This window comes from Dactylosporangium sp. NPDC051087 (assembly GCF_055586325.1).
Map to the genome: position 1 here is coordinate 79,804 of NZ_JBVJIJ010000021.1, position 22,011 is coordinate 101,814.

A 22,011-nucleotide genomic window follows, 5' to 3' on the forward strand; every position below is an offset into this window, starting at 1 on the left:
ATGACCGCACTGGCCGCGCTGCTCGGCGCGGGTGTCGGGCTCGGCCTGCTGGCCATCGTCGCCGGGCTGCGCCGCCCGGCGGTCACCGACCGGCCACGCACGGCCGGGGTCCGCCTCACCCGCGAACAGGTGATCAGGGTCGCGGTCGCGCTGGTCGCCGCCGCGATGGTGGGGCTGCTTACCCGGTGGCCGGTCGGCGCGATCCTGGCCGGGCTCGCCAGCTACGCGCTGCCGATCGCGCTCGGCACGGACAAGTTCGCAGCCCGCGCACTCGCCCGCACCGAAGCCATCGCCACCTGGACCGAGATGCTGCGCGACAACCTCGCCGCCGCAGCCGGTCTGGAGCAAGCAATCCTCGTCACCGCCCCGTACGCGCCGGCCGCCGTCAAGGACGAGATCGCCGAACTCGCCGCCTCCGTCAGGCTCGGACAGCGACTCCCGTTGGCCCTGGCCGAACTGCGGCAGCGACTCGATGACCGGACCGGCCGCCTCGTCGTCCGGGCACTCATCCTGGCGTCCACCCGGCAGTCGCGGAACCTGACCGAGCTGCTGTCGGAACTGGCGACCCGCGCCCGCGCCCGCGCCGCGCTGCGACTGAAGATCGCACCCGGGCACGCGAAGATCCGCACCAACGCCAGGGTCATCACCGGGTTCACGATCGCGATGGCAGTGGGCCTGATCGTGCTCAATCCCATCTTCCTGCGGCCGTACGGCTCGTTCGCCGGTCAGCTCGCGCTGGTCGTCGTCGGCGCGGTGTTCGCGGTCGGGTTCCTCGGCATCTCCCGGCTGGCCAAGGTCGGGGTCAGCGAGGCAGCCCGATGATGACCGCGATCCTGCTGGGCCTGGGCACCGGCCTCGGGCTGGCGCTCGTCGGAGCGTTCGCGTTCCCGCCCCGGCTCACGCTCACGCAGGCGTTCGCCGTCCTGCACCCACCCACCTCAGGCATGTCCATGACGGCACGCCCGGCCATCGCCGTGGAGGCGGGCGGCGCGCTGGCAACCGCCGGGCGGCCGTTCGTGCCCCTGCTGATGCGGCTCGGCCTACCCCGCGCCAGCGTCCGCGCCGACCTCGGCATCTGCGGCCGGGATCCCGCCCGGCACCTGGCCGAACAGGCGGCCATGGCACTGCTGGGATTCCTGCTCCCACCCGCGATCGTCGGGCTGGCCAACCTCGGTGGCACGCCGATCGGCTGGCAGCTGCCCGTCTGGGCATCGCTGATCCTCGCCGGGCTGGGCTTGTTCGTTCCCGACCTCGCCCTCGCCTCCGAAGCGGTCAAACGGCGGGCCGAGCTGCGCAACGCCGTGTCGGAGATGCTGGACCTCGTCGTCATCTCCCTGGCCGGTGGCGCCGGCGTCGAACAAGCCCTACGCGACGCGACCGACGACACCGAAGGCTGGGCGCAAGCCGCCCTCCGCCAGGCGGTCGAGGCCGCACACCTGCGACGGCGCCCACCATGGCAGACCCTCGGCGAACTCGGCGAAACCGCGGGCATGACCGCGCTGGCCGAACTGTCGGCGGCGCTGTCGATGGCTGGCAGCGAAGGAGCCCGCATCAAATCCACCCTGTCGGCCCGGTCGGCGGCCCTGATGACCCATCAGCTCGCCGAGGCCGAAGCCGCCGCCGCGTCGGCCACCGAACGCATGGTGCTACCCCTGGTCTGTCTGCTCGGCGGATTCATGATCTTCCTGATGTTCCCCGCGTTCGCGACGATCCTCAGCGCGTTCTAAAAGCCGCAAATCACGACCTGTAAACGCCACACCGAAGGAGCTTCGCAGCATGGGACACGAAGGTACCGCCGCGGCATTGCTCGCGATCAGCGTCGTCCTTGGAGTCATCGCCCTCGTCTACGTGTTCCGGGTGCTCTGAACGCACGGCAGCAACGGCAGAACCGCATCTTATGACTCGCACCCATCACGCCGAAGGAGACCCGGAGCCATGGACGAACGCCACACCCTGGCATTCGCGGCGATCGGGGTGCTCATCCTCGTCGTTCTTGTGATCTACGCCGTGACCTGACGCCGGACCTCACGGCAGTCTCGACAACCCCTCGGCCCGTCCACAACGTCTGGGCAGGCCCAACCCAACGGGAGGTACACCATGCTCAACCAGTTGGCCGCGTACGTGACGGTCCTCGGCCTGCAAACCCGGGACCGGTCGCAGCGGCGCACGCCAGATGGCGGCTACAGCACCGAGGCCATCGCCGTGACCGCGTTCCTGGTCGCCCTCGCCCTGGCGGCGCTGGCGATCCTCGGGCCGAAGGTGCTGGAGAAGATCCGGGGCGTCTCGCTGTGACATCCCGGGCGCCCAGACGCCGGCGGGACAGAGGGGCGGCCAGCGTCGAGCTGGTGCTGGCCACCCCTCTGCTCGGCCTGCTGCTGATGGCGGCCGTGCAGTTCGCGATCTGGCAACATGCCAGCCACATGGCCCAGGCCGCCGCCAACGAGGGCGTGCAAACGGCGCGGGCGTACCGCAGCAGTGCCGCCGCCGGGCAGGCCGACACTGAGGCGTTGCTGCGGGACCTGTCGGGTGGCGCGTTGTCGGTCACGTCGGTGACCGCCAGCCGCACCGCGACCGAGGCGACCATCACGATCACCGGGCACGCTGGCTCGGTGATTCCCGGCCTGACCTTCCCGGTCCGCGTCAGCGTCACCGCCCCCGTGGAGCGGGTGCCCGGAACCTGACCGTGCCAGAGATTAACGCCGGAACCACAGCAGCCCGAGGAGGTCTCCAATGTCCAGGTTCGGAAGCGGCGTCGGCATGGCCGTCGCGTGCAGCCTTCGCCGCCTCCGCGCCGTCAACGACCGCGGATCGATGACGAGTGAACTGGCGATCTTCGTCGTGCCGTTCCTCATCATCGTGGCGATGTTCGTCGTGTTCTGCGGCCGGGCCGCGTCGGTGAGCATTGACGCGCACGCGGTGGCGGCAGCAGCCGCCCGCGCCGCCGCCGACGCGCCCACGGCTGCGACCGCGCGGACCGCAGCGACCAACGCCGCGAACGCGATGGCGTCAGGGAGCCGGTTCAGCTGTACCGCGAGCACCGACACGTCGGCATTCCGGCGCGGCGGGGCGGTCACCGTCAGGGTGGCGTGCGTCATGCGCATGGACGACCTCGGGCTGCCGGGAATCGGCACGTCCAAGACCGCACACGCCTCGGCGACCGAGCCGATCGACATCTACCGGGCGGGGACATGACCACGACCGTCACCACGCGACCTCGACCCCGGCGGACCGGGCGGGACAAAGGAGCGGCGACCGCGTTCACGGTCGTCTGGCTGATCACCGCTCTCCTGCTCGGTGGGCTCGTCCTGGATGCCGGGCTCGCCGTGTCCACGAAAGTCAACGCCCGGTCGGTGGCCAACGCCGCCGCCCGCGCCGGAGCCCGCGAGCTGGACGTGGCCGCATTGCGCACCAGCGGGGTCGTGCGGCTCAATCCGGCTGCTGCCCGTGCCGCCGCCGCCAGCTGGGTCACGCGTGCCGGGCTGTCCGGCATGGTCACGGTCACAGTGAACACTGTGACCGTCAGCGTGACCACGTCTCAGCCCACCCAGCTGCTCAACCTCGCTGGTGTCGGCAGCATCCCGGTGCACGCCACGGCGACCGCCGACGCGATCACACCCTGACCCGGTAAGGAGGCACGGCATGCTGGCATGGCTCGGCCGCTGGCTGGTGCGCGCCAGCGCGGGCAGCGTCCTGCTGGCCGCGACCGCCGGGATCCCGGCCTGGCTGACTCTCGCCATCGGTTGGCCGCTGCCGCGCGCCCTGCCCGATCAGGCCGTCCTCGTCGCGTTCTTCAACGGCGGGGTCACCGACCGCATGGTGGTCAACCTGCTCGCCGTGGCGATCTGGCTCGTCTGGGCGCTGTTCACCCAAGCCGTCCTCGCCGAGCTGCGCGACACCGCACGAGGCATCAAAGACCCCCACCCTCGTCGCTACCGCAACCCGATGCGGCCCGCAGCGTCGGTCCTGGTCAGCTCGATGCTGCTCGGCAGCATCCTCGCCGCGACTGCGGCGGCGGCCACCCCGCAGCCCGGCCGCGCCGTCGCCGAAGCACCCCCTGCGGTCACTCAGTCCGCGCCGGCCCTTACGAAGGCGGCCGAAGGCACGACGATCGTCCACGTCGGCGACGAGCAATACGTGTACGTCGTCAAACGCGGCGACTACCTATCGAAGATCTCGAAGGAATGGCTCGGCGACGCCAACCGCTGGCCGGAAATCTGCGGGCTCAATAAGCATCGGCATTTCGCGGGCGTCGGAGGCGTCCTCCGCGACTGCAACATCATCTATCCGGGCTGGGATCTGCGGCTGCCTGCCGACGCCAAGCCGCCACCCGGAATCGCACCAGCCACAACGCCCGGCGGGCAGACACAGCCGCCGGTCATCGCACCCCCCTCGGCAGAACCGTCCGCGTCGCCGAGCACCGCGCCGGCCACGCCGAGCCCGACCGTCACAGCGAGCCCGACCGTCACGCCCAGCGTCGCCATAGAAAATCCCGGTCCGCCCACGGCGGGGCCGCCCACCGATTCGCCGTCGCCGTCATCGACGTCGGTGTCACCTTCGCAAGTCCCTTCCTCCGGACCGGCGGCCTCGGCAGCGCCCCAGGGAACGCCAGCCGCCAACGACAGCTCGAGCCCAGCGGTGAACACCGACGAGCACGGTGTCCAGCTGTCCGCGTCGAGCTGGCTGCCGTGGGGACTGGCATTCGCGATCAGCGCCGCCGCCGTCCTGGTTTGGCTCCAGCGCCGCCGCCGCTACACCGGTGAACCCGACGACGACCCGCCGACCGAATTGCCGCCGCCCGTGGTCGCGCTGCGCCGCGCCGTGAACCGCAACCCGAAACTCGCTGGCCCGGCGACCGAGGACAACGAGATGTCAGAGCAGGTACCCGAACTGGCGGACCTCCCGACAGGCGGCACCGGCATCGTCGGGGACGGCGCGTCCGCTGCCGCCCGCGCCGCGCTCGTCGCCGTACTGGCCTCCGGCGACCCGCAACATCCCGACGCACGCGGCGAGGTCGTCATCGACGCCGCCACCCTGGCCACGCTGCTCGGCTCGGAGGTCGTCACCCTCGGCCCGTGGCCACGCCTGCACGTGGCCGACAACATCGATGACGCACTGACCGTCGTGGAGGCCCGGCTGCTGTACCGCAGCCGCATCCTCGACGAGCACGCCCTGACTGACCTGGACGAGCTGCGGCAGGTGGCGCCCGACGAGGAGGCGCTCCCGCAGATCATGCTCATCACCGACACGCCGCCCGCCGGTGCCCGCATGCGGGCCAAGGTGGCCCTCGGCCTCGGCGAAGGACTGCACGTGTCTGCGCTGCTGCTGGGCGAATGGGCACACGGCGCCACCGTGGAGGTCGCCCCGGACGGGCACACCAAGCTCGTGTCCGGGCAGGCGGCCACACCGGTGCCGCCGCGCCTACCTGTCCTGGACCCGGTCACCGCCGTGCAGATCCTGACCACGCTGCGCGAGGCGCAGACCGGCGAGCCGCCCGCCATTGCGTCCTCGGCCGTCCCGGTCACGGTCGTGCCGCTGCACGCCAGCCGCACCGAACTCGCACCCACCGACATCCCCACACCGGTGACGATCGGCCCTGCCGCTACCTCGGGACGCGCGCAGCTGCGGGTCCTCGGCCCGCCGCGCATCGAGAACATCACCGCGGAAGGCCGGCCGCTGCGAGCCAAGGCCCTCGAAATGGCGGTGTACCTCGCGGTCCACCCGGACGGTGCCGCCACCCGGCAGATCGGCGAATACCTCGAACCCGACGCCCGCGTCCACCAGGCCGACCAGCGCGTGCACACCAACGCCTCGAACCTGCGGCACGTACTCGGCCGCGCCGGCACCGCAGAGGCCAAGAACGCCTACGTCATCAAGTCCGCCGGTCGCTACCGCCTCGACCCTGCCACGGTGGACGTCGACGTGTGGAACCTGCGCGATTTGATGCGCACCGCCACCCTGGCCACCGGGCCGCGCCGCCGCGAACTGCTCACCGAAGCCTGCGACCTCTACACCGCGCCGCTCGCGGAGGGCCAGGACTATGAGTGGCTGGCGCCGCACCGCGAGACGGTACGACGGTGGGGCACCGAAGCTCACCTGCTGCTCGCTGACGACCTGCTCGACAGCAACCCGCAGCTCACATCCGACCTGCTCGACAAGGCGATCGGCCTGGACCGCTACAACGAGGCCCTCTACGTCAAGGCCATGCACGCCCGCCACGCCCTCGGTGACGCAGACGGCATCCGGACGCTGCTGCGCGCCCTCACCAAGGCGCTGGCCGATCTGGACGCCGAACCCCAGGAAGACACGATCACGCTCGCAACGCGCCTGCGCAACAGCCTGGACGAGACATGACGAGCACCCTGACGCCCCGAGCACGCGCACGCGGCCTGCTGCCCGCGCTGGCCGTCGTACCGATCCTGCGATGGGCCGTTGCCGTGCACGTGGTCGCCGATGACCAGCCGTGGCGCTCGGCGTGTGCGTGTGGCCGACCGCTGTGGCCCAACGCTGTGCGGCCATCCGGTCGGTGTGCCGGGTGCGGCGAGCCGATCGGGGCACCGCCGTACGCCGTCGAGGCCGCCGCCGTAGTCATGGCGGTCGCCCTGGCGTCGTCGGGCCGAGGCGGCTGGGCGGTGGCCGCGTTCGCGTGGTGGGCCGCCGGGATGATCGTGCTGGCCTTCGTTGACCTCGCCGTACTGCGGCTGCCGCACCGGCTCACGGCTCTCACCGCAGCGGGCCTTCTGCCGCTGCTGGCGGCAACCGGTGACGCGGACGCGCTTCTGCGCGCGGGCACGGCCGCGGCCGTGCTCGCTGGATTCTTTGCCGTCCTCGCTGTCGCGTCACAGGGACGGCTTGGCTGGGGTGACGTGGCCATCGCCGTGCCGCTGGCCGCCGTCCTCGGCTGGCACAGCTGGACCGCTTTCTACGCCGGTGTTCTGCTCGGCCTGGGGGCCAACGTCGTCGCCGCCGTCACCCTGCGCCGGACGGGGCGTCTCGCTCTCGGCGCGCAACTGCCCATCGGCCCGTTGCTCATCGCCGCCGCCGGTGTCGTCATCGCGGTCTGGCCATGGGTCCAGGCGGTGTGGTCATGACCGGCACGCCGGATCGGTACACGAGGAGCCGGTCGTGAACCTCGATGATCTTCGCGCCCTGGCCGGAATCAACCAGACGCTCCAACTCAGTCTTGCCGCCTTGGCCGGGCTCGCCGTGGTGCTGGTGTTCGCCAACCGGCTGCGGAAGATGACCGAGCATCGGGCCACGCTGGTCGTTGCGAACATCCTCACCGTCGTCGCGGCGGCCCTCGCGACCATGGTGTCGGCATCGGGCATGTGGAAATTCTTCACCGATATCCTCGGTGCGTCGCCGCTGCGCGTCGCGTTCTTCGCCTACATCGAGGTGGCCCTGTTCGCGTCGGCGCTGCTGGCCCGCGTCCGTCTGCTCCGCGAGCCGGAGAGGGGCTCCACCGGCATCGACGGTGTCGCCGTGTGGGTCCTCGCTGCCCTCACTGCCAGCCTGTCCGCCCTGGACGCCGACAGCTTCCGTGAGGTCTGCCTGCGCCTTGTCGCTCCGCTGGTAGCCGCATGGATGTGGGAGCGGGCGTTGGCGGCCGAACGCAACGCCCGCCTCGGCCGGACCGCCGCCCGGATCCACTGGACCCTCACATTGGAGCGGGTCTTCGTGTGGCTGCGGCTGGCCGAGGCGCACGGCCGGGACGTGACCGAGGTCGACCGTGCCCGCCGGCGCGCCCGGCTCGGCCGAGCCCGCCTCAACCTGTATCTGTTGCAGAGCAGAGAGGAAACCGCGCAATGGCGGCTCCGCCGCGCCCACCGCGCAGTGATGCGCCAGGCGATGGCCGCCGCCGAGCACATCGGCCTGGCCGACTTCCCCGACGCCGCTGACGAACGCGAGGCCGTCCAGATGTACATGGCCACCCTGTACGGCTTCGTGGAAGCGACGTCGCCTGACGCCGTGGTGCACCTCAACGCCTGGCGAGTCGCCGAGACCTTGCCGGAACCGCTGCACGCTCGGCAAGACAACCCGCGCACCGGTGACCAGTCATCAGGCCGTGCAGGAGATGTGACCGGGGAAACGACGCTGCACGTCAATGGTCACGCCGATGGGGCGAGCATGCTCACCAGCGGCGCGACATACAGCGGCACGGAGGACAACGACGCCGGTCTCGGTGGTGGCCGGCGCAACGAGCGTGAGGACTTCGCACGCGAAACGTCACACCGTGACGACCGTCAGTCATCGGAGGATGAGCTGTTCGACGAAGACGGCGATGAACAGCAGACCGACGACGACACCGACGTCTCCGCCGTGGTGGCGATGCGCCGGTTCTGGGATGCCGAGATCCTCAAGGGGCGACTCCCCACTGGCGCCGAACTCTCCCGCGCCGCTGGAGTTCCACCCAGTACCGGACTCGGTCGGCGCAAGCGGCGGGAGTGGGAAGGTGAGCTGCCCGACCACCTCAGGGCCACGGTGGGCGCGGGACGGTAGGCCCGAGGACCGGGCACCTCACCGATCCGAAACTGAGGTCGCCCGGCGTCGCTCACAGAGACGGACACCGGGCGACGGAACTGAACGGAGTTGCCGGTTACCGCGTCTGCACAACGTTGGCAGCGATGGCGCGGGCACCCGCCATCAGGTTCAGCCCGATCACAAGATGACGGCGAGTGTCGGCCGCGAGCTCGGCGGCCCGCTCCAACGCCTCGCCCGTTCCCGGCTCGTCATCGTCGGCGGGCGGCGCAGACATCTGGAGCAGGGTGACAGTGAACTCGCTTGTAGCCGATGCGGTATCGAGCATGGCCGCGATGAGCTCCGGGTCAGGATCGGCCAGCAGCGGGCGACAGCGCTCCATGGCATCGCGCACCTCCGCAAGCGCAGCCGCCATGATCTGTTGATGTTGATTGTGTGCGTCGTTCATGATCAGCCCCTACGTCCATGATCGCGTTCAGGTCGGATGGGGGCCGATTTCCGCTCCATCCACGCGGACGGTCAAGCCAAGCACCATCTACGTAGCGACGATGCGGTCTGACCAGGGCGTACAGTGAAATTGGATATCCGGCGGTTCCGGAACCCGGCACACGATGCCAGCGGCCCGAGACTGGATGGCAAGGATGCTCTCGGACGGCCGTCCGGCCTCGTCAGTAGACACTGATGTGCACGTGGTTGGTATGCCAGCCGGATGGGTCGTCGCCTCCCCACGGGTTGTTGTAGGCGTGCCAGCCTTTGTCTTGCGTCCAGATCATGCGGAACCAGATGACGTACATGATTCCGAGGCGATCGGCGTTGGCCACCGCCCAGGCGGCCATAGCGTCGCCCTGAGCCTTCTGCGCGCCGGAGGCTTCGCCTCCGGACGTCACCATCCAGTCGCAAGCACGCCCCTTCGGATGTTCCCCGTGGTCATCGACGCGGTAGCAGCCGGGCTTCGGGAAGCCGGCGGCGTCGGCTTGCTGGACGAGATGGAGCAGACGGGGTGTCACACAGCCGGTGCCGGTGGTCGGATCGGGGTGGATGGTGCAGTCCTCGTCCGGCCAGGAGCCGTCAGGATTTCGTGGGGCTGGTTCAGCCGAGCCGAGCGCCAGGTCGGAGCAGGTGAAGCCGACTTCGCCACTGATACGTTCAACCAGGGCGAGCGCGTCGTCGGACCATTGGGCGTAGGCGTCGGGGAACGCCGACGCTTGGACGGCTTGCGCGGCCTCCGTGAGCTGCATGTGTTCCCAGCCGTTGACGGTCAGAAGTTTGTCGTAGAACTTGCTTGCCTGATATTCGGGTTTCGACAACTGTTCGACGGTGCCCCAGCCCTGGCTCGGACGTTGCTGGAAGACACCGATCGAGTCATGGTCGTTGCGGTCGCCCAGGAAGGGCAGATTGCGGAGCCGGGATTCCTGCATGGCGGTCGCGATGGCCACGACCCAGCCCCAGCGGGGGACGCCTTTGGCGACGCCGACCTCGATGATGGTTGTGGCGATCTCCAGTTGTTCGGTGTCCCAGGTGCCGGGGTTCGGTGCCTGTCCGGAGGGACCGGTCGGCGCGGCGGCGACATCGCAGGTGCTGCCGGGGCCGCCGCCCATGACGGAGGACATCAGCAGCACTGGCAGGCCGAGACAGCCGACGATGACGACGGTGATGATGCCGATAACGGCTTTGGTCATAACGATGCCTTTCGGTGCAAACAAAAAAGGGCCGGTGCTCCGCGCGGGCGCGCGGCCGGCATGGGCGAGGCGGGAAGCGGCTAGAGCGGGTGGGTCAGCGGCAGCAGCATGAGGTGGGTGTCGTGGAGGAATTCCGCGATTCGAGTGCTGGCCTCGGACAGCGGGTGGCCGTAGTCGACGGCGGTGGCGTAGCGCCAGTCCCAGTGACCCGGTTCGAGCGCCGGGACGAACCACAGCGCGTCGTGGGCGTCGATGAAGAGGGCGCCGCCGATCTGTGGAGCGAGGACGGTCATGGGCTGGCTGGCGCAGGTGGCCAGGCAGAAGCAGCCGGGGTCGGCGTAGGCAGTGCGGGGCTGTCCGTGGTGGATCGGGCAGGTGCAGTCGCAGGCGCGTTCGTAGGCGTTGCGGTAGGTGCGGTACATGTCTGTCTCCTCAGGGGGTGGTGAAACACGAAAAGGCCGTGGGCCGCCCACATGGGCGGCCCACTTCAAGCTGTGCGGTGGGTCAGTGAATGGTCTTGCGGAGCACGTGCGCGGACTGCCGCAGCTGGTGCTCGATGAGCACGCTGCTGTCGTAGTAGCCGGACCGTGAGTCGATCTCTCCGGCGTTGATCCAGTCCCAGTTGCCGCCGGGCATCGCGGTGACGTACCAGAGGTCTCCGCCTTGGTCGAGGAACAGGGCGCATCCCCATTGCTCGGCGAGTAGGGTCATGGGCTGCGTGGCGCAGGTGATGGCGCACGCGCAGCCGGACTCGTTGTAGGTGATGCGGGTCTGGCGGTAGTGCAGCGGGCATCGACAGTCGCAGAGCCGCTGCCAGGGCGCGGTGTAGGTCATGGGATCTCTCCTGGAGGGGTGGACATGAGAAACGCCTCGCCGACCGCCGGCTGTGGGCGGGCGGTGCGAGGCGTGCGAGAGGTTCGGCCGTTGTCAGTTCGTCGGCGGGGTGATGCGGGTGCGGCCAGGTCCGAGGAGCGCATCGCGTTGGACCTGGCGGGTCTCGTCGGCGGTGAGCACGTAGGCGGGCAGCTGAGTGACGTTTTCGCGCCAGGCCCGGTAGAGGCGGTGCGTCCCGTCGATGAGGAGCGGCGAAGGTGTCTGACCGTTGATGGCCAGGGTGGCGACGATGACGGGCTTGGCCAGGTCGGTGGTCATGGCGTACGAGCGGTCGAAGCCGTCGCTGGCCGGTCCGATGAGGCTGACTGTGCGGCTGTCGTGGTCATCGAGGCGGGCCAGGCCGTACGCCGTGGCCCACGACGCCACGTCGATGTGCTGGATGCCGCGCGGTCGCGCGGCGATCAGCGCCTCGGCGGCGTCGATGGAGAACGTCCACGGCCCGAAGTGGAACCACTGCGGCGCGGTCACCGGTCACCTCCGGCGGAGGTGAGGTGGGTGTAGATCGCGACGCATCGCAGGATCAGCTCGTGCGACGGCAGGGTGAGCAGCCGCTGCCGGTGCTTGTCGTTGAGCCGGTCCCAGATGAGCACGGTGACGCTGGCCGACCACAGGTCGACAAGCACTCCGTCGATCTTGGCGTGCTGGCGCTCGGTGACGATGCGGCGCAGCGTGTCGATGAGGCTGGCGTCGCCGGGCGGGTGGTTCGCGTCGTCGGGCCGGGCGGCCTCCGGCAGCAGGGTGTAGCAGTCCTCGCAGGTGTGCTCGACGCGGGGCGGATGCTCGGTCTCCCATCGGCCGACGTCGGCGGCGGGAATGCCGCACACCGACTGCCTGGTGTCGCGTGGATGGTGGATGTGCCGGTCCATCGGCGAGGGTTCCTCCGTTCTGACGGGCCGGGGCGGCGGGCAGGCCGCCGCCCCGGCGGAGGGATGGGGATGGTCAGACCGTCAGCAGGTCGAAGGCCGCCAGCTTGAGGTCGCCGACGTTGCCGGTCAGCACCCGGTTGGCGCGGGCCGTGTCGTCCTTGGCGGGCTGGTAATGGTCGAGGTACTCGGTGATGGCCTGGTATCCGGCCCACCGGGTGCCGCGGATCGCCTTCTGGGTGTCGGCCTCGCGGATCAGGTACTTGAGCGTGCCGAGGCGCTGCTTGGCGTTGTTCTTGGTCAGGTCCGAGGCGTCGTCCTTGACCGGCCACAGCTGGCCGACGACCTTCTCGAACATGCCCGCAGTCAGCGTCTCGTTGAGCATCCGCTCGGCGGCCTGCTCGAACGTGTCCATGTACTTCCACATCAGGCCGAGCGCCTCGCGGGCCTGGCTGATCTGGGAGTTGATCTGGCTGGTGTGCCGGAAGGTGTAGTGGCCAACGGCGTGGGCGAAGGCGGCGCGCTGGGTGTTGGCGCACACCACGCGGATCGGGCTGGCGTCCACGCGCAGCGCGCTGGTGCCGTCGTGAGACGTCGTGCCGATCAGGTAGAGGTCCATGCGGTCCACCCCGGCGATGGTCATCGCGTCGGGCAGCTTCATGGTCACGAACACGCTCTTGCCCTTGCGCAGGCTGCCGGCCGTCTCGAAGTGGGCGCCGCCCACCTGGTCCACGAGCTGGTCGAGCAGTGCCGCGCACTGCTCGTTCTGGACCACGGTGTAGTCGGTGCCGACGACGCCGAGATACTCGGTCTGGCCGGTGACCGGGTTGCGGCGTACGGTCATGCGCTTGTCGTCGGCGGGGATCTGAACCTCGACGCCGTTGACGATGTCGATGCCGACCGTGCGGATGGTGCGGACGCCCCAGTCGCCGAGCTTGGCGGCGGCCATGATCTCTTCGGCCTTCATGGTGTTCTGGGTGACGGTGCCGAGCTGGTGCCAGGCCGACAGCCGGGCGCTGGCGAAGGCGGTGGTGCCGTCGGCGAACGTCTCGAGTTCGTGTGCCACGGGGTGCTCCTCTCAATACGGCGCGGGGGCCGAGCCATGGGCTCGGCCCCCGCAAGGGATGGATGGTTGGTGCTGGTGGATCAGGACTGCTCGGTGTCGTCCGGCTTCGGGAAGGCGAACTTCAGCGGCGCGTCGGAGACCATGACCACGCGGCCGGCGGAGCCGAGCTTGGTGCAGTTGTTGCGCACCGCACCGGAGCTGACCGCGCGGCCGAGCGCCGCGCCGATCCCGGTCGCGATGTCCTGCGGGGTCAGCGCCTCGCCCGGTCGGGCGGCGAGGTACTCGAACGTCAGCCGCTCCAGCTCACCGCGGCCGAACGGCTGGTTGCCGTCGCCGTTGGCGGTCGAGTCGCTGCGGCGGTTGACGGTCGTCGCGGTGCCCTGCGGGCGCGGAGGCGTCTGCTTGGGCAGGGTGACGACGTGGGTGGTGCCGTCCGGGGCGACGATGTGCAGCGTGCCGTCAGCCCGGACCAGGGGCAGCACCGCCGTTGCGGCGCTCGGCGCGTCCGCCAGGCCACGGACGACCTGGAAGCACAGCGGGCAGCGTGGCGGTGCCGGGTTCGGGTCGACCTCGCTGGCCTTGGTCGGCCCGGCGATCCACCGCTCCGGGGTGCTGTTACCCGCCTCCTGCGGCAGACGCCGGGCGGCGTCGGCCTGCTCCATCGCGACCAGCAGCCGGGTGACGGTCGCGATGCCGATGCCGCTCTCCTGGACGATGACGTCGAGGGTCGCGCCGTCGTCGCCGTAGTCGCCCAGGACTGCCTTGATCGCCATGACCTTGCGGTCGCCCGGCCGACTCGGCTGGACGACGACCGGCGCCCCGCCCGTGCTGTCGTCCTCGTCCTCGTCGTCGGTGTCGGCCTCATCGCCGTCGCCGTCCGCCTCGGTGTCGTCGGTGTCGGACTGGTCGGTGGCGGCCTCGTCCTGGTCGTCGCTGTCCACGGCGTCCGGCTCGTCGGGGCTGGTCCCGTCGATGGCGTCGCCGGGCTCGCCCGCCTCGTCCTGGCTGGCGTCGTCGCCGAAGGTGTCCTCGGCGTCCGGCTGGTCTGCCGGGAAGTCCGCGTCCACGGTTGCGTCGGCGTCGGTGAACTCGTCGCCGCCGGCGGGGTCCTCGCCGCCGAGGTCGGCGTCGATGGCGTCGGCCGGGTAGTCGGGCTGTGCCTCGATGTCGTCGGCCGGGTTCGCCAGCGTCCACCGGGTGGGGGTGCCTTCAGCCGGGTCGGCGTCGGTCTCGACCGCGACGATGATTCCGGCGTCTGCCAGGGTCCGGATCGCCTTGTCGGTGGTCGACCGGGCCTTGCCGGACTTCTCGGCCAGCTCGTGGACGTTGCCCTGGCCGAGTTCGGTCAGAGCGTCGAGGATCGCCTGCGTGGCAGGCGTCAGGGACAGGTGTTCCATGGGGTTCCCTCCTTGGGAACTGGTTGGTAGCTCGGCACCGTGCGGTGCCGGGCTTGTGGTGCACCGGGCTGCGGGCAGCCGGAAGACGGCAGGCGCGTGGAGCTGGTGCGCTGCCGTTGGTGTGGCTGCTTGTCGCCCGGGGGCATGGATGGCGGCGTGGCCGCCAGTAGGGCAGCGGCCGGGCCGCTGAGGGGTGTGGTGGCCTGGTTTACGGCCGGTCGAGGGGCAGTTCCCAGCCGCCGCCGAGTTCGCCGGGCTCGAACAGCTCGGTTCCGCGTTCGCGGTAGACGGCGGTGAGCAGGCGGTTGATCTCGGCGAGTTCGGCGTAGGGATCGCCGTCGCGGTCGTCGACCCAGAACCGTTCGCCTGGCTCGTTAGCGCCTTGGAAGACCTCGCCGTCCTCGTCGGGCCACAGCTGCTCGTCGGTGGAGGTGAGGTTCCACAGGATGATGTCGTCGCCGTCGTCCATCTCGCCGAGATGGGGATGGTTGAGGTAGGCCATGACGGCGGTCGGGTAGCGGCGGTGGATGCGGGCGATGGCCTCGGTGAGCAGGGTCTCCGCGACGCGCCCGGCGCGGGTGTCGTCCTGGGCTGGCGCGTCCTCGGTGGACTGCAGGATGTAGATCCCGCCTTCGGCCGGGTCGTGGTAGACCCCGGCGTCGGTGTGCGGCACCCGCATCGGCTTACCGCCGCCCGGCAGGTTCACTTCGGCGTCGGATTCGCCGACCTGGATGCGGGCGGTCCGTCCGGCGAGGTGCCGGGCGCGGCAGGAGTCGGTGTGGGGCAGCACGACGAGGACGGTGTCGCCGGGGTTGACGTAGCGCCGCCGCAGCGGCCGGGCCGGGTTCGCGTCGGCGTACTCGGCGCGGGCCTGGTCATCGATGAGCAGGTCGGCCCGTTCGCGGGCGTGCCGGTATTCGTTGGCGCGCTCGTTGACCGAGTCGAGTTCGCCGGCGAATGCGCCGACCGAGCCGGTCAGGTCCTCCTCGTTGATGAGCAGCGTTCGCAGCCGGTCGACGGTGAGCAGCAGCTCGGCTCGGGCGTCGCGCAGGGTGCGCGCGGCTTCGGGCAGGTTGGCGGCGGCGGGGACGGGGTCGGTGGCGTGCTGGTCGAGGGTGCGGCCGGTGACGATGGCGATCCAGCGGCCGATGGCGTCGAGGTGCAGCACGGTTCCTCCTTCGCGTTGAGGGGTGGGCATGGCTAAGGCCGGTCGCAGCTGGGCTGCGACCGGTCCTCGGTGTTCGGTTGGGTGCCGGTTAGGCGATGGTGATGGCGCACACGCGTGCGCTGGAGCGCAGGCTGCGCAGGTAGGAGCACCCTTCGTTGAGGAAGCGGAACCTGTCGGCCATCGAGTCGCTGGCGGGCTTGAGGACACGACCCTCGGTGGTGATCAGCGCGTCGCCGACGATGGCGATGCGCCAGTGCAGACCGGCATAGGTGGCCTCTCCGGCCTGGTAGGCGGCCAGCTCGTAGGGGTCGAAGGTGTGGCCGTCGGCGTAGGCGAGCATCGCGAGGATGCGAGGCTGCTGCTCGAAACGGCGCCGGGCCTCGGCAAGGCTGACCTTGGCGGGGGCGGCGTGGTGCTGTGCGAGGAAGTCCTCCCAGGTGCGGGCGGGCTGTGTGGTGGTGGCGATGTGGGTGTTGAAGGCACGCCAGCGCTGGCTTGCCTGGTGGGCGGCCTTGGCGGCGGTGCCGGTCAGGTCGAGGCGACTCTTGCGGCCTCCGGCGGCCAGGGTGATCGCGCCGAACTTGCGGGCGGCGTCGAGCAGGTAGTAGCCGAAGAAGCGGGAGAGCCAGCCGATGATGGCGCGGTGGCGAACGTGGAAGCGGCGCGCCGGGGTGCCGTTGGCGTTGAGGAGGTCGTTGACCTTTTCGCTGGCGGTGAACCAGTCGGCGTCGGAGTCGGCGGTGAAGCAGACGGTGACGATCTGGTTGGCGAGCGGCGTGTTGGTGGGCATGACGGGGTGCTCCCTTCGAAGGGGGTGGGCATTGGGGTTTGCTGGTGTTGCCACCGGATCGCGGCGTCTGGGCCGGGGAGGCTGCCGTAAAGGGCGCGGGCGTGGATCACGAGCCGACCGAGAGGTGGGCTATGGGTGATCGCGTCAGCGCGAGGCAGGTCCGGGGGGACAGACGGGCGGCGGTGCGAGCAAAAGAGAAAGAGAAGAAGCTGCACCGTAGCTTCGCGACCTGACACCGCCACCTCTGTCAGGAACCGCGATCATGCCCTGACCTGCACTGACAGGAATGCCTCGGCGGCTGCCAGGCTCTGTCAGAGGACGAAGACGCCGTCGTCGTCGTAGTTCGGGTTGTCCGCCACCGGCTGACCGTGGTCGCTGGGCAGATCCACGAGCCGGACTCGTCGGATGTCGCCAGCGGCAAGCCAGACCGCTGCGGCCGGTTCGGCGTCGTGGGTAGCGGTCGCGGTCGGCACTTCGCCGCGCCGGCCGCGCAGGAGCTCGTGGAGGTGTTCCTCGCGCTGCTGGCTGCGGAGCCAGAACAGCACCGGGTACCGGGGGCCGCCACGGCGGATCAGCGCGGCGTACCGGTCGAGCTTGGCGACTACCCGCCCGAGCGGTTCGCTGCCGGTGTCCGCCTCCAGGAAGAACCCCACGGTGCTGCCGCCGACGCTCCACAGCCCGTGCCCGTCAGCGGTGACGGTCCGGTACTGCTTGGTGGTGGCCGTCTCCGACCACCACCGATCGAGCCGGGTCGCGGCGTGATGGCGAGCGTGGGTGGTCAGCCGGACGAAGAACTCGTTGGCCGTGAGCAGGTGTGTCAGGTTCGGGTTGGCCGACAGGCGCTGTACGAGCTGGCGACTCGAACGGCTGGTGGGCTCGGCCCGGTCGTGGGCGGCTGCCTGGAACCGGTGTCCGTTGTGGCCGAGGACCCAATGCCATGGCTGGCTGCCGCCTCCGTCACGGGAGAACCGGAACCGGTCCAGCAGCCCGAGGGCGCGAAGCTCGGTGAGGCGGATCTGGCAGGTGCGACGGGCGAGGAACAGCATGCGGTGGATTTGGTCGGTGGTGAGGACCTGATGGTCGTCGAGGAGCTGGAGCAGACGACGGTCACGGGTGGTGATGTGGGGATAGATGGCCAGCAGGCCAGTAGCACGCGATTGCGGCATAGGTGAGTTCACCCCTGGAGAGAGAGTCCCAGTAGGGAGTCTGGATAGGTTGATCTTGGTTTCGGTCCGCCGACGGCCCGGGTGTGGGCAGGTCAGGGACCTGACAGGGCAGGCGGATGGGGCTCGTCTGAGGTCTCGTGTCGCAGACACCCCCAGACGAGCCCCCGATGCCGCACCCGGCCGAGGCCCCGCACGAGCCAGCCGAACGGGCCAGCGGTACGAGACAGCGCCGGACGAGGCGGCCGGTCAGCGTTCGCGTTCGGCCATCCGCCGTTTCATCGCCGTGCGGGCCAGCTGCTGCATCGGCGGCTCGGTGGTGTCGGTGGTGTGCGCCGTGGCGCACTCGACCCGGATCGCGGTGGCCTCACCGACGACCGGGACCGGCGGGTTGGTGACGAAGGTAAAGCTGGGCAGCTCCCGGTTGCCGACCAGCAGCCGGGCGGCGGCGGTGTAGATGTCGAGGTGGGACAGGTCGTGCTCGTCCAGCTCGGGTTTGGTGTGCCGGGACAGCTCTCGCGCGTCGGCCGGGTCGACGTTGAAGTAGAGCTTGCTGCGCGCGTTGGCCGACACCGCCGCGGCGACGTCCTTCGGCAGCTGCGCCAGGTCCTGGTGGGCCAGGACGAGCCCGAGCCGGAACCCTCGCGCCTCGGCCAGCATGTCCCCGACGCTGCCGGGCAGAGTCAGGAAGTTCTGGCACTCGTCCACGTACAACGTGGCGTCTTTACGCTCGTCCTCGGGGATGTTCGCCCGTGCGATGGCGGCCTGCCAGACCTGCGCGACGATCAGCGAGCCGAGGATGCGGCTGGTCTCCTCGCCGAGGATGCCTTTCGGCAGCCGGCACAGCAGCACACCACCGTCGAGGATCTTGCTCATGTCGAACGAGCTGTGCGCGTTGCCGATCACGGACTTCACGAAGTCGCGCAACAGGAACGCCCGCAGCCTCGCCAACACCGGGGCGATGACCTGACCGCGGAACTGCTCGTTGATGCCGTCGTACCAGAGCCAGAACCCGCCGAGCCCGTCCGGATCATCCAAGCCGTGAGTGAACCTGGCCCGGAACTCCCGGTCCTGCAACAGCGACGGCACCAGGCTCAACGTCGGCTTCGCGTGCCGCATCAGCGTCAGGCACGCCACCCGCATGGTGTCGTCCATACGCGGACCCCACTGCCCCTGGAAGATCTTCGCGAAGATCCCGACCAGGTTGTCCACCGCCAGGTGCGGATCGCCACGGTCATCGAGCGGGTTGAAGCAACCAGGGTTCTCCTGATCCGGATCGATGATCACGATCCGTTTTGCGTGGGACGCGGGGAGCCGGTCGAGGATGTCGGTGATCAGGTCCCCGCGCGGGTCGATGACCACCGTGCCCCGCCCGGCCTTGATGTCGCCGAGGATCATGTTCAGCAGCAGCGTGGACTTGCCGACACCGGTCTTGCCGACCACATGTACGTGCTGGCGGGCGTCGGTGACGTTGAGGCCCACGCTGTGGTGGCCGATCTGCGAGCGGCCCAGCACCTTCACGCCGCGTCCACCGGCGGGTACCTGCACCGGCGCCGGCATCGCCTTGGCCCGAGCCCGGTCGAGGCCCGGCACGGCGAGATCCTGCGGCAGTGCCGCGAGGGCCGCGAGCTCCGGCACGGTGGCCAGGAACCCGCGCCGGAGCCTGCGCCCGGCCACGGTGGCGACCGGGGCGGGCATCTTCATGCGCCGTAGCCGGTTCGGGCCGGTGTAGGCGGCGGCTGCCGAGGCGATGGTGTGCCCGAGCCCGACGAGCCGCTCGTGGATCTGTTTGGCCCGATCGGCGTCCGGCGGGTTCTTGTCGACGTCGGCGGCGACCGCGAACCGGACGGCGATCTCGTAGTGCGGCACCTTGACCGCTTTGTCGACCAGCGTCCGGGCATCAGCGGTGGCGACCGGATCGCGCTCGGCCGTACGTGCCGCCGCACTGGACGCGGTGGTACGGGTGCGGGACGGGCCGGGGGTGAACACCTCCAGCATCCACAGCACCGGCTCGATGGCCAGCCGTGCCGCGCCGGATGCCGCGCGGCCTGCCATGTCGGGGCGACCGTTCGGCTGGCTACTGGCCGCCGCCGCCCGCCGGGCCGCCCGCACTCGACGCGCGGAGGCCGGGCGGGCGAGGACTTGGACGCAGGCGTGTTCACGGTGGTGCACTTCTGCTCCGGCGGCGAGCAGCGCCCGCAGCGGGTCGGCGTCGTGCTCGGTGCGCAGCGGCAGCACGTCGGTCTGCTGCGGCCAGTGCGCACCGCCGACCTCGTCGCCCACGGCGGCCGGGATCGGCGCTGTGGCGTCCTCGGTGGTCAGGGTCGCGGCAGGCCAGGCCGCGCGGACGGCAGCCTCGATCGCGCCGGGCGGTACGGTGCCGGGCACCCAGACGCGGATCGTCAGGGCGCGGCCGGTCCAGGTGTACTCCCAGCCGACGTGCGGGGTTCCATATATGCGCCGCCGCCACACGGACGGTGTCAGGACGCCGGTGAGGGTGGTCCAGAACGCGGCGGCCGATTCTGGCGTGACCTCGGGCGGGGCGGCGATGGTCAGCCACCGTGCCCCGGCTGCGAACCGCTTGTGCCGCCAGGCGAGGAGCTGGTCATGTCCGAAGACGGCAGCCACGATCGCGGCGGCGGCGATGAGCCCGAGCCACGGTCGTGCGGTGATCCAGTGCCAGAGGTCACCGGGCCAGGTCGGTGTGGTTGTCATTCGGTCTCACCGATCCCGGTGACGGCGATCTTGTGTTCGGCCGCCGACCCGACGCTGCGGAAGGGGATGCGGGAACGGCCTGCGACGAGCAGGCCCTCGCCGCGCGGTGCTGACAGCAGCAGCCGCGACTCACCGGCGGTCAGGGAGAACGCCTCGGACACCGCGTCGATGGACTGGGTGCTCTGCCGCATCAGGACTTGAGTCGCGGCGTTGGCGACCACGGCGAGGCCGAGATCGGTGGACAGCACGTCGGCGGCGTCCTGCGTGATGACGCACAGCCCGGCCGACCGCTTCCTGGCGGCCTTCGCCATCCGGAACAGGAACCGTGCGCCCTCACCGTCGCGCATGAGCAGCCAGGCTTCGTCGACGACGACGAGCTGCCGCCGCCGGCGGCCGCCGGTGGACGCAGTGTCGATGCCCGACCAGATCGAGTCGAGCGCCAGCAGCGTCCCGACCGTGCGCAGCTCGTCGGGCAGATGCCGCAGCGACCAGACCACGAGGTGTCCGCGCGGACTCGTGGTGGTCGGCCCATCGAACAGGCTGGCGAAGTTACCCCGGGTCCACGGGGCCAGACGCGCGGCCAGCTGCACGGCGGCCGGGTCATCGTCGGCGGCGAGGGTGTCGGCGAGGTCCCGCAGCAGCGGCGCGGGCTTGGTCCAGGTGGCCGGGTCGCCGTTGATCCCCGCCGCCGCGTAGGTGGCGGTGATCGCCCGGTCGAGGGCGGCCTTCTCGGCAGGTGGCGGTGTCGCGCCGACCATGACCGCGATCAACGTGTGCAGGTAAAGGCCGCGCCGGGTCAGGGTGTCGGCCCGGTTGTCGGTGGGCAGGTCGAGCGGGTTGACCCGCACGCCCGGCTGACCGAGCTGCACGACGGTGCCGCCGACGTGCTCGGCCAGCGGCGCGTACTCGTCCTCGGGGTCGATGACCGATACGCCGGTGCCCTGGTAGAGGTTGCGCAAGACCTCCAACTTGACGAAGTAGCTCTTGCCGGCCCCGGACCGGGCCAGGACGACCGAGTTGTGGTTGTCCTGACCCCACCGGTTCCAGACGACCACGCCGTTGGAGGTGGTGTTGACCCCGTACAGCACCCCCTCGGGTGGGGCGACGACGCCCGGCGCGGCGGCGGCGAGGTCGGCTGAGGCGAGCGGGAACGCCGCAGCGAGGGCGGTGGTGTCCAGGATGCGGCGCATTCTCAGCGGGTCCACACCGATCGGCAGGGTGGAGACCCAGCCCTGCTGGTGGCGGAACGTCGCCGGTTGCAGGTCGAGCAGCACGCTGGCTGCGGCGGACTTCACGCCCGCGGTGACGGTCCGCAGCTCCTCGAGGTCGCGTCCGTGGACGGTGACGTAGATGCCGGTGTCGAACAGCTTCGCCGCGCCCCGGGCGACGCGTTCGGCGAGGTCGGCGGCGTCGGCCGCCGCCGCGTCCACCGTCGGGTCACCCAACCGGCCCTGGTTGGCGTCGAGCCGCCGGGTCGATTCGAGGCGGGCGCGTTGCCGTTTGAGCATCGGCGCGGCCAGCTGCGCAGCGACCGGGTCCAAGTGCACGGCGACGTCTACGCGGCCGGGGTAGGACAGCAGCGGGTCCAGCCAGGCCGGGCCGACTTCGGCGGGATACCCGCACACGGCGTAGGTGGCGGCGTACCCGTCCCCGACCTGCACGTGCCACGGCGTGACCGACAGCGGGGGAGGGGGGGGGAGGGTCTCCCCCGGCCCAGCGGCCCTCTTTTTTTGTTTTCTGCCAGTCTCTTGGGGGTCTGTGGAGGGGGTTTGGGGGAGGGGGCAGGTCTTAGGGCGGGTAC

General features: G+C 70.4%; 22 protein-coding genes and 1 pseudogene. 9 read left to right on the forward strand and 14 right to left on the reverse strand.

Going from position 1 to position 22,011, the window contains the following annotated elements; all coding sequences use genetic code 11:
* Together ACZ6TV_RS35350 and ACZ6TV_RS35355 are read left to right on the forward strand one after the other, a co-directional pair.
* Positions 1-822, forward strand: a complete 822-nt coding sequence (locus ACZ6TV_RS35350; protein WP_465302210.1) for a type II secretion system F family protein — start codon at positions 1-3, stop codon at positions 820-822.
* Positions 819-1,727, forward strand: coding sequence for a type II secretion system F family protein (locus ACZ6TV_RS35355; protein WP_465302212.1), 909 nt, complete (start codon positions 819-821; stop codon positions 1,725-1,727). Before ACZ6TV_RS35350 ends, ACZ6TV_RS35355 begins: the two co-directional genes overlap by 4 nt.
* Positions 1,728-1,978: 251 nt before the next feature.
* Here the strand turns inward: ACZ6TV_RS35355 and ACZ6TV_RS35360 are convergent.
* A pseudogene (locus ACZ6TV_RS35360) lies at positions 1,979-2,095 on the reverse strand (hypothetical protein); the annotation flags it as partial.
* 2 nt (positions 2,096-2,097) lie between these two features.
* Between ACZ6TV_RS35360 and ACZ6TV_RS35365 the strand changes: the two are divergent.
* Genes ACZ6TV_RS35365 through ACZ6TV_RS35395 form a run of 7 tightly spaced genes read left to right on the forward strand, consistent with a single transcriptional unit; the run spans position 2,098 to position 8,496 of the window.
* Complete coding sequence (locus tag ACZ6TV_RS35365; protein ID WP_465302213.1) at positions 2,098-2,292, forward strand: hypothetical protein; 195 nt, start codon at positions 2,098-2,100, stop codon at positions 2,290-2,292.
* Positions 2,289-2,681 (forward strand): TadE/TadG family type IV pilus assembly protein, encoded by a 393-nt coding sequence (locus ACZ6TV_RS35370; protein WP_465302215.1) that lies wholly within the window; start codon positions 2,289-2,291, stop codon positions 2,679-2,681. Before ACZ6TV_RS35365 ends, ACZ6TV_RS35370 begins: the two co-directional genes overlap by 4 nt.
* A gap of 49 nt (positions 2,682-2,730) precedes the next feature.
* Positions 2,731-3,192: a pilus assembly protein gene (locus tag ACZ6TV_RS35375; RefSeq protein WP_465302217.1), complete on the forward strand. Its 462-nt coding sequence runs from the start codon at positions 2,731-2,733 to the stop codon at positions 3,190-3,192.
* Entirely contained in the window at positions 3,189-3,620 is a 432-nt protein-coding gene (locus tag ACZ6TV_RS35380) for a pilus assembly protein TadG-related protein (protein WP_465302219.1), read from the forward strand. Before ACZ6TV_RS35375 ends, ACZ6TV_RS35380 begins: the two co-directional genes overlap by 4 nt.
* Positions 3,621-3,639: 19 nt before the next feature.
* The gene (locus ACZ6TV_RS35385) at positions 3,640-6,351 is read left to right on the forward strand and encodes a transcriptional regulator (RefSeq protein WP_465302221.1); all 2,712 of its coding nucleotides are present in this window, start codon (positions 3,640-3,642) and stop codon (positions 6,349-6,351) included.
* Positions 6,348-7,088, forward strand: a complete 741-nt coding sequence (locus ACZ6TV_RS35390; protein WP_465302223.1) for a prepilin peptidase — start codon at positions 6,348-6,350, stop codon at positions 7,086-7,088. Before ACZ6TV_RS35385 ends, ACZ6TV_RS35390 begins: the two co-directional genes overlap by 4 nt.
* Before the next feature lie 34 nt (positions 7,089-7,122).
* A complete protein-coding gene (locus ACZ6TV_RS35395; protein ID WP_465302225.1) occupies positions 7,123-8,496 on the forward strand; it encodes a hypothetical protein in 1,374 nt (457 codons plus the stop codon).
* Between the two features lie 97 nt (positions 8,497-8,593).
* Here ACZ6TV_RS35395 and ACZ6TV_RS35400 read toward each other — a convergent pair whose 3' ends face one another.
* The 13 genes from ACZ6TV_RS35400 to ACZ6TV_RS35460 form a co-directional block, all read right to left on the reverse strand.
* Complete coding sequence (locus tag ACZ6TV_RS35400) at positions 8,594-8,923, reverse strand: hypothetical protein (RefSeq protein ID WP_465302227.1); 330 nt, start codon at positions 8,921-8,923, stop codon at positions 8,594-8,596.
* 220 nt (positions 8,924-9,143) lie between these two features.
* Positions 9,144-10,154, reverse strand: a complete 1,011-nt coding sequence (locus ACZ6TV_RS35405; protein WP_465302229.1) for a VldE C-terminal domain-containing protein — start codon at positions 10,152-10,154, stop codon at positions 9,144-9,146.
* Positions 10,155-10,234: 80 nt separating this feature from the next.
* Positions 10,235-10,576 carry a hypothetical protein gene (locus ACZ6TV_RS35410; RefSeq protein WP_465302231.1) on the reverse strand — a complete coding sequence of 114 codons (342 nt, stop codon included), beginning with the start codon at positions 10,574-10,576 and terminating at the stop codon, positions 10,235-10,237.
* A gap of 82 nt (positions 10,577-10,658) precedes the next feature.
* Positions 10,659-10,988, reverse strand: coding sequence for a hypothetical protein (locus tag ACZ6TV_RS35415; protein WP_465302233.1), 330 nt, complete (start codon positions 10,986-10,988; stop codon positions 10,659-10,661).
* A gap of 93 nt (positions 10,989-11,081) precedes the next feature.
* Positions 11,082-11,516, reverse strand: a complete 435-nt coding sequence (locus ACZ6TV_RS35420; RefSeq protein WP_465302235.1) for a hypothetical protein — start codon at positions 11,514-11,516, stop codon at positions 11,082-11,084.
* Positions 11,513-11,914, reverse strand: coding sequence for a hypothetical protein (locus ACZ6TV_RS35425; RefSeq protein WP_465302237.1), 402 nt, complete (start codon positions 11,912-11,914; stop codon positions 11,513-11,515). Before ACZ6TV_RS35425 ends, ACZ6TV_RS35420 begins: the two co-directional genes overlap by 4 nt.
* A gap of 73 nt (positions 11,915-11,987) precedes the next feature.
* Entirely contained in the window at positions 11,988-12,977 is a 990-nt protein-coding gene (locus ACZ6TV_RS35430; protein ID WP_465302239.1) for a DUF932 domain-containing protein, read from the reverse strand.
* A gap of 80 nt (positions 12,978-13,057) precedes the next feature.
* Positions 13,058-14,374, reverse strand: a complete 1,317-nt coding sequence (locus ACZ6TV_RS35435; protein WP_465302241.1) for a helix-turn-helix domain-containing protein — start codon at positions 14,372-14,374, stop codon at positions 13,058-13,060.
* 208 nt (positions 14,375-14,582) lie between these two features.
* A complete protein-coding gene (locus ACZ6TV_RS35440) occupies positions 14,583-15,542 on the reverse strand; it encodes a hypothetical protein (RefSeq protein ID WP_465302243.1) in 960 nt (319 codons plus the stop codon).
* An 88-nt stretch (positions 15,543-15,630) separates the two neighbouring features.
* Positions 15,631-16,332: a hypothetical protein gene (locus ACZ6TV_RS35445; RefSeq protein WP_465302245.1), complete on the reverse strand. Its 702-nt coding sequence runs from the start codon at positions 16,330-16,332 to the stop codon at positions 15,631-15,633.
* A 311-nt stretch (positions 16,333-16,643) separates the two neighbouring features.
* Positions 16,644-17,498 carry a replication-relaxation family protein gene (locus ACZ6TV_RS35450; protein WP_465302247.1) on the reverse strand — a complete coding sequence of 285 codons (855 nt, stop codon included), beginning with the start codon at positions 17,496-17,498 and terminating at the stop codon, positions 16,644-16,646.
* A gap of 246 nt (positions 17,499-17,744) precedes the next feature.
* Complete coding sequence (locus ACZ6TV_RS35455) at positions 17,745-20,210, reverse strand: type IV secretory system conjugative DNA transfer family protein (RefSeq protein ID WP_465302249.1); 2,466 nt, start codon at positions 20,208-20,210, stop codon at positions 17,745-17,747.
* Positions 20,207-21,871, reverse strand: a complete 1,665-nt coding sequence (locus ACZ6TV_RS35460; protein ID WP_465302251.1) for a VirB4 family type IV secretion system protein — start codon at positions 21,869-21,871, stop codon at positions 20,207-20,209. Before ACZ6TV_RS35460 ends, ACZ6TV_RS35455 begins: the two co-directional genes overlap by 4 nt.
* Positions 21,872-22,011: the final 140 nt, after the last annotated feature.